Source organism: Planctomycetia bacterium, from assembly GCA_034440135.1.
GTDB lineage: Bacteria > Planctomycetota > Planctomycetia > Pirellulales > JALHLM01 > JALHLM01.
The window spans coordinates 1-7,352 of sequence record JAWXBP010000211.1 but is presented as its reverse complement, the minus strand read 5'-3'; the positions used below and the strand labels follow the sequence as shown (position 1 = coordinate 7,352).

Here is a 7,352-nt window from a genome sequence, read left to right as displayed (position 1 = left end):
GCCGTGGATCGTGACGGTGGTGGATCTGTTGTGGGGCGCAACCCTGGCCGCGTCGGTCGGCTATCTGGGATTTCTGGCTGGCAAGTGGCTTCGTTGAACCGGCTCACCGCGAGCGACGAAAAAGCCCACGGCGACCGCGGTCGCTAGGCAGGGCGCGAGTGACTGGCGAGTCGCTCTTGGGCAAGTTGCTCGACGGCCCTGAGATCGACGTTGGGTTGAGGCACTACTCGGCGCTAATGGCCCGTTCGACGGCCCTCTCGGCCAGGCTCGTGCGATAAACCGCCAGGCTACGATAGTAGTCGGCCAGCGCTTCGATTTCGAACAGCGAGGCTTCCACGGCAGCTAACTCGCGCTGATTAACCAGGAAGATATTGCTATCTCCCAGTTCGAATCGCCGTCGCTCGAAGGCCTCCATTTGTTGCGCTAAACGTACGTTTGAGCCTGCCTCCATGGCGCGCTGGTACGATGTCAACAGAGCCGAGGCGGCATCGCGGACTTCCGCGCCGATCTTGTCATTTGTGAAGCGTTGCTTGGCGTTCAGTTGGGCGAGCTTGGCCTGCAACGCACGAATTTTACCGCGTGCCTCACGACGCTGAAGGGGCACTTCGGCAAACAATCCACCTTCCATCTCGTAGGGCGTCTTGTCCCCCGACGGTGACGCCTCGCCACCGACATCCTTTGAGCCCCAAACGGTGGCGTCGAGCCCAGGCATCAGCAGATTCTCAGCCGCTTGAAGGTCCACCGCCAAACTTTGTCGGAGCAAGTTAAGCTCTCGCACCTCCGGGCGGGCCTGCAGCGCCCGGTCGATCGCCAAAGGAACCGTATCTGATCGCGGCGTCGGCGGAGCGGGGAACCCCATGGGCAACAGCTCTGGGGGCGGAAGCAACGGAAAACCTTCCGGGCTACGCAGGAACAAGGAGAGTTTGATCGCGGCCTCTTGAAGCTTCCGTTCCGAGGCAATGACCTTCATGTGCCGCGAGGCGACGACGCGATCGTTGTCCACCGCCTCGCTCCCAGGCAAGTCGCCGAACTCCACGCGCCGCTTAATCGCCGCGTTACGCTCTTCCGCGACGCGCAACATGCCGCGCTCCACCCGCAACGCTTCGCCGGCTGCCACCCAGGTCCAATAGCTTTGCGCAGCGGCACGGTCGATTTCGAGCAGTTGAGCCTGAATCGAAGGTTCCGCGGCGGCGCGCGCCAGGTTGCTTTGGGCAATCGCCACGCGTCGCTTATCGATCGCGCGATCGCGCCACAGCGGCACCGTGGCGCCGAGTTTGAACTCACCCCCTTCGTTGGTCTGGCGTTCGCCGTACCAGTCCGGAAAATTGCCGTCGCCGATCCGATATCCGCCGTACGCATATCCGCCTTGCCAAAGCGGTTGCGTCGCGGTCACGCCGGTTCGATACATCTTGTAGTACCCCATGGGCTGGGCAAGACTGTATCCATCCACAGTCAAGTCAAAACCGCCCCGCGCCGCCAACTGTTGTCCTTCCGCGATTGCACGTTCCTGAAAGGCGGCTTGCACCAGCGGGTAGGTCAGATCGACCGATTGCAACACCTCGTCGAGCGTGAGCGGCTTGATTGCGATCGCGACGCCCCGCGGTAGCTCTTCGGGGGGCGAGGTGAACTGCACGGTGGCGACGGCCTTGAAAGGCTCTGCGTTTCTCGCCACGGGCGCAGGCGGAAAGGAAGCCGGTGGAAGTGTGGCACTCTTCGGCGCGGCGGGCGACGCTTTGGGCGCCGTGACGCGTGGAGCAACCGGCGCAACGCGGACCCGCTCTTGCCGCGTCGCACAGGCGCTGGCGGCAAGCAGAAGGATCGCGACGCTGAAATGTCTCACGCGGTCGATCATTTCTTGGACTTTAACTTGATCTCGCCTCCGGACTTACTCTTGTCCTTCGCATCGGCTTTCGGCTCCTCCATGGAGACCACCGGCGGAAATCCGTTGATCTGCCGCCAGAACTCGTACCAGAGAGGTACGCGATCTAAAAGCACCCAGCCATTCGCTCGCTGTCCTTGACGCAAGAACTTCCCCGTGGGCCATTTTTCCTCGCCGGCCAAGGGCATGACCAGCACGCGAAATTCGCCCTTGCCATTGTCGGTGGAATCAATATTCACGATCTGTCCGCCGAAAGTGCCTACGGCCGCCGAGGGCCAGCCGACGAACTGCACCGCCGGCCAGCCTTCGAACTGCAGGCGCACCTGGCGGCCCTCGCTCACGAGGGGAATGTCATTTCCGTCGAGCCACAACTCCACAGCGCGTTCGGCCTGATCGGGCACGACGATGAAAAGCGGATCGCCTTCGCTGACGATTTCTCCTCCTTGATTCACGAGCAGTCGCAGCAAGGTGCCGTCGATGGGCGATGCGATCGCTTGACTGCGCTGCTGAGCGAGTTTTGATTCGCTTTCCACCAGTTCTTTCTCGGCGACGGCGACGTCCCCTTCGGCGGTTCGCGACATGGCTTCGGCGGAGGAGATTTTGGCATCCGCTTCGCGCGTCTTTAGTTCAAGCTCCGCCTGTTTGGCGGATACGTCCGCCTTGGCGCCGGCGACTTTGGCTTCGGCTTCCCGTAGTTTTGCGGTCGCTTCGAGGTACTTGCGCTCTTCTTGCTCCAAGTCCAAACGCGAGACGAGTTGCTCGGCGAACATCTGCCGACGACGCTCCACATTCACGCGGACCTGGTCCTCACCGGCCTTCGCCGCGCTCAGCGCTTGCTCTTCGGCGGCGACTTTCTGTTTGGCGGCTTCAATCCCTTGCAATCCCGCTTCAATGGTCCGTTGGCGAGCCTCGGTAAAGGCGGTCACCTGCTCGCGATACTCGTCTACCTTCAGTCGGCTAGCGTCCCGCTTTTGCTGTCCGTACAGAACCTGCTGCTCCAGACGCCGAATCAAGAAGGGATCGATCCCTTGGATCTCACAGATCACCTCGCCTTGGCGCACAGGAGCCCCCTCGCGCAAACCCGTTTTCCAGGCCATAACGCGGCCTTTGATGGCGGCCTTGACTTCCTGTTGTCTCTCCAGCGGCGCGAAAGCCGTCACCCGGCCGATGCCACGCACATTCTGCTGCCACGGCAAGAAGCCCAGGGCGGCCGTGATTGCCAGGCAGCCGAACAGCAAGCTTCGCGCCACCCAGCGCGCGAAGCGAGGCAGCTCGGTCCGGCGGATCACCGGCAACAGCGGCATCTGGTTTGTGGAAGGCGTCATGCGTTCTAAGTTCAACTCGGTTGGCCACCGTTACGGTTCAGTTTGCGAGCGGAATCCAAACGCCAAATCTGATCGCAGCGTTCGATGAGTTCCTTGCGACCGGTGGCTAGCACGAGTGTCCAGGGCCGCTCGGGAGCGAACAGGTAGTCCGCGGCCGTTTCCAGATATTCATCTGGCAATGTGTCCAAAAGGTTGTCGATCAACAGCAGTTTGGGTTCGTCCAACACGGCCCGGGCCAGCATGAGTCGTCGACACTGGCTTTCCGAGAGCGGCGCACCATCGGTAGTCAACTTCGTCTGGAAACCTCTGGGGAGTGCTTGAATCTCGTCCAGCAAGTCGACTGCGGCGAGCGCTCGAGACAATTCCGCGATGCCATGGTTCGGACGATCCAGGATCACATTCTGAGCGATGGTTCCTGCGAAGATCTCAATCGGCCCGACTAACGCTAGCTGGTCGCGGACCGTTTGCGGGCAAAGTTCTCGCACATCCGCGCCGTCCATTTCGACGAATCCAGTATCCGGCGGACGGACGCAGAACAACACCTCCAGCAAGGTCGAGCGTCCGCTCCCCGGCGCCCCGGTCAATGCCAAACGCTCGCCAGACTTGATGGTTCGCTGGAGGGGACCGATGATCGCCCCATCGCCGCGGTCCACGACAACCCCGCGGACGAGAATGGAGACGCCCCGCGGACCGCTAATCGGCGGTTCTTGTGCGCCGTGGTCGCGCTCGACAGGAAGGTCAAAAAGATAGCCGAGCTTCTCGCAGGCGGCCAGCAGGTCATAAAAGCTGTCGAGGTGTTTTCCGAGCTTGCTAAACGCACCCATGATCGTGGCGACGATGAGCTCGGCGGCGATGAGCTGTCCGAGAGTTAATTCGCCTTCAATCACTAGCCAGCCACCTAGGCCGAGGAGCGCCGTGCTGGCAATGACTTGAATGCCGAGCGAAAACACGATTTGCCGCATGAGGACCCGAAAATGTGCGGCGCGCGCTGAGATGTATTGGTCCATTAAGTGGTTGATCATTTCCAGCGCGTGATCGCCGGACCCGCGGAGTTTGAAGGTCAAAGGATGCCGCGCCAACTCCTCCAACCACCAGACGAACGCATATTTCGACCTCGATTCCAGCGTCGCTGTCGTAACCGCGTTCCGTCCCAAGAGGAACAGCACCGTTACGAGCGCCACCACGAGAAAGAGATTGAAACCGAGTAATGCGGGGTGATAGAAGGCTAGCACCACCATCCCAACTAGCGTCTGCAACGTCATCCCCACGCCGTCCAGCAGCAGATAGGCCACTGCTTTCTGGACCGTGACCACTTCGAACACCCGGTTGACCAACTCCGGTCCATAACGGTGGTCGAGGCTCGGCACGCGCAGCCAGGCCAGGCGATGCGCGGCCTCCGAGACGACGCGAACCGCGATTCGCCGCTGCAACATCTCGACGACGTAGGTCTGCAGCGTCGTGATCGCGGCGCCGAAACTCAGAAACGTGAACAAGATGAACGCCAGAACCACGATCGGCTGCAAGAGCGCCCCAAAGGCGACGGTGGTGACCAACTGCTCGACAGCAATCGGCGTAGCGAGTGCAATTACCCCCACGACCGCGGCGTAAATGACCACGATCCCAATATCTCGCGCGTCCGGCCTGAGAAGTTGGATAAGCCGCGAGAAGGGCGATGGATGGGCATGTTCAGCAGTCACGTCACGCAGTACGCCAGCAACAGGGTAGAAATTCTCGTGGATCGCCAGCAATGCAATCGATCGCCGGTATCTTTGTTACCATCGTCAGACTCCGGTAGGGTCGAATGTTAAAAAGTCGAATTTCGAGTCAATACGCCGGAGAACGAAGTGTGCGTAGAGGCACACTGCGGCACGGGTTGAGGCGCAAGGCAAGATACGCACCCATCAATGCCTACAGTTTCCCCCTTCGTTCAAGATGCGACGAACATCGAAGGCCACCTGTTTTCTGCACAGACGCATCGCAAGTCGCGAAGAAGCGAGCGCGCGGTATCGCAAGCCGCACAAAATGCGGAGGACCTGGGGGTTGGGCGACGAGGGCTCGGCTCAGGAGCGGGCCGAACATCATGTGACGTCGGCGCGGAGAATCCTCTCGGCCTGTGTCAGACATATTTTTCACCGCGAATCACGCGGACCTCCGTGACGTAGGCAATCAAGGCGAAATGGGGAAAGTATTGGTTGGTCAGCTGCGTCAGGAGGCGGTCAGCCACTGACTCGTCGACGATCGTTTCGATTCGCACGTTGTCGCCGGGAAGATCCCCCGATCGCAGATGCCGCGAGCCCTCGCCTTCCGCCGCAGCACTGGTGTAGCCAGTCGCTCCGGCGGACAGGATTTCTGCGATCAGACGCTCGCGCAGGACCGCCTCCGCGATTACCGTGACCTTCAGAAGTTTTGTGGTTTGCATGGCATTAACTGGGTCATGGTGTTCCACGATGGCGACTTGGTCGGGAATGCGAAGCTCGTGCATAAGCGTTGTCCTTGCTTGAGCACTAACTGAAAACCAGGTGTCCCCGAATCCATCCAACAGCTTCATTAGCCATGCAGCACCTTGGCCATCTGGTAGTACAAGGGAATTCCTGCCAGCAGATTGAACGGGAAAGTGATGGCCAGTGAAGCCGTGAGATAGTACGTGGGATTGGCCTCCGGCAGCGTCATGCGCACGGCGGGCGGCGCGGCGATGTATGATGCGCTCGAGGCCATTGCCGCCAAGACGGTGCAACCGCCGATCGATAGTCCCGCCCAGTGGCCCAGGACCACCGCCAATGCACCATGCAAGATTGGCATGACGATGCCAAATCCGATCAGGAACGCGCCGGCTTGCCGCAAGTCGCCGAGTCGGGAACCGGCTACGATCCCCATTTCCAGCAGAAAAATGGTCAAGGCGCCCTTGAAAAGGCCTTCAAAGAACGGCTTCACCGGTTCATAACCCGATTCGCCGGTCACCACTCCGACCAGCAGTCCGCCGACGAGCAGGATCATCGACCGTGCGGTCAAGACCTCGTGAAGCACTTGACGCAACTCGCGTGTCGGACGGGCGGCGCCGTGAGGCGCCGATTGCCGACCCGTACCGTTCGCGACGGCTCGATCCGCGCGCGCCGTCTGAATCGCGCCAATGGCCAAGGCGATGTGAATGCCGGGACTTTCGAGCAAGGTCAGGAGCGTGGGCAGAAATCCCTCCAATGGTTGCCCCAGCGCGGTGGCGAACTGCTGTGCGGCCAGGAACGTGACCGCCGAGACAGAGCCATAATGGGCCGCCAACCCGGCGGCGTCGGCGACGCTAAATCGACCGAGCCGCCGCAGTACCACATAGCTAGTCACCGGGGTGATGCACCCCAGCAGCAGGGTTACGATCGCCGGCCAAAAAATAACGCCCATGGAGCTTTGGGAAAGCTCGACGCCACCCTTGAGTCCGAGCGCGAAGAGCAGGTAAATTGAGATCGCGGCATATACGTCGCGCGGCAGCGAGAACTCGCTCTTCAGCAGCCGGGCGGCCACGCCCAGCGCGAATGACAGCGTGAGCGGAGAGCTGAAGTTGTGCCGCAAGGTATCCAGCATGAGAGCACCGCCATTTGCGTACGATAATACACGAAATTTACTTCGCGTATTTTATATCGGCCAATGTGGCCCTTGGCAAGAGCAACGCATGAAAAAAAGTTCGGCTATTCGGCACACGCTTCCCGCGGCTAAGCCGCCAAGCGAGGCGCCCTGGACCTTTCTGACTAATCACGCGCACGTGCTGTGGTGCATTTATCGGGACCCCGAGGTACGACTTCGCGACGTCGCCCAACTGGTCGGGATTACTGAGCGCATGGTCCAGCGAATCGTGATGGAACTCGCCGTGGCGGGCTACTTGACGATCGAAAAGCAGGGTCGACGCAATCGCTACCGCTTGTGCGTCGACCGACCACTCCGCCATTCCTTGGAATCACATTGCCAGGTCGGCGAGTTATTGAGCCTGATGGCCAGAACAAGTTCGAAACAGGCGGCTGTCAATTCAGCTCGGCCGTCGAATAATGCCGGACGCCATTGAATCATTTGGTTCTTCACCCAATTCCGGGGAAAGCCTGGCGGATTTTGAGAAAGAAGTAGTTGTCGTCTCGGTAGCCGTAGGCCATACGTTTGAGGACTTTGAT

The 7,352-nt window shown here is 60.4% G+C and carries 6 protein-coding genes; 1 reads left to right on the top strand and 5 read right to left on the bottom strand.

Annotated features, from left to right (window positions below; genetic code table 11):
• Nucleotides 1-223: 223 nt before the first annotated feature.
• The 5 genes from SGJ19_12180 to SGJ19_12160 form a co-directional block, all read right to left on the bottom strand.
• Nucleotides 224-1,672, bottom strand: a complete 1,449-nt coding sequence (locus SGJ19_12180; GenBank protein ID MDZ4781003.1) for a TolC family protein — start codon at nt 1,670-1,672, stop codon at nt 224-226.
• Between the two features lie 176 nt (nt 1,673-1,848).
• Complete coding sequence (locus SGJ19_12175) at nt 1,849-3,204, bottom strand: HlyD family efflux transporter periplasmic adaptor subunit (GenBank protein MDZ4781002.1); 1,356 nt, start codon at nt 3,202-3,204, stop codon at nt 1,849-1,851.
• Between the two features lie 11 nt (nt 3,205-3,215).
• The gene (locus SGJ19_12170) at nt 3,216-4,820 is read right to left on the bottom strand and encodes an ATP-binding cassette domain-containing protein (protein ID MDZ4781001.1); all 1,605 of its coding nucleotides are present in this window, start codon (nt 4,818-4,820) and stop codon (nt 3,216-3,218) included.
• Nucleotides 4,821-5,320: 500 nt separating this feature from the next.
• Nucleotides 5,321-5,752, bottom strand: coding sequence for a hypothetical protein (locus tag SGJ19_12165; GenBank protein MDZ4781000.1), 432 nt, complete (start codon nt 5,750-5,752; stop codon nt 5,321-5,323).
• The gene (locus SGJ19_12160; GenBank protein ID MDZ4780999.1) at nt 5,752-6,774 is read right to left on the bottom strand and encodes a sodium-dependent bicarbonate transport family permease; all 1,023 of its coding nucleotides are present in this window, start codon (nt 6,772-6,774) and stop codon (nt 5,752-5,754) included. Before SGJ19_12160 ends, SGJ19_12165 begins: the two co-directional genes overlap by 1 nt.
• Nucleotides 6,775-6,862: 88 nt before the next feature.
• Here SGJ19_12160 and SGJ19_12155 point away from each other — a divergent pair, with 88 nt between their 5' ends.
• Complete coding sequence (locus SGJ19_12155) at nt 6,863-7,249, top strand: winged helix DNA-binding protein (protein MDZ4780998.1); 387 nt, start codon at nt 6,863-6,865, stop codon at nt 7,247-7,249.
• Nucleotides 7,250-7,352 lie beyond the last annotated feature (103 nt).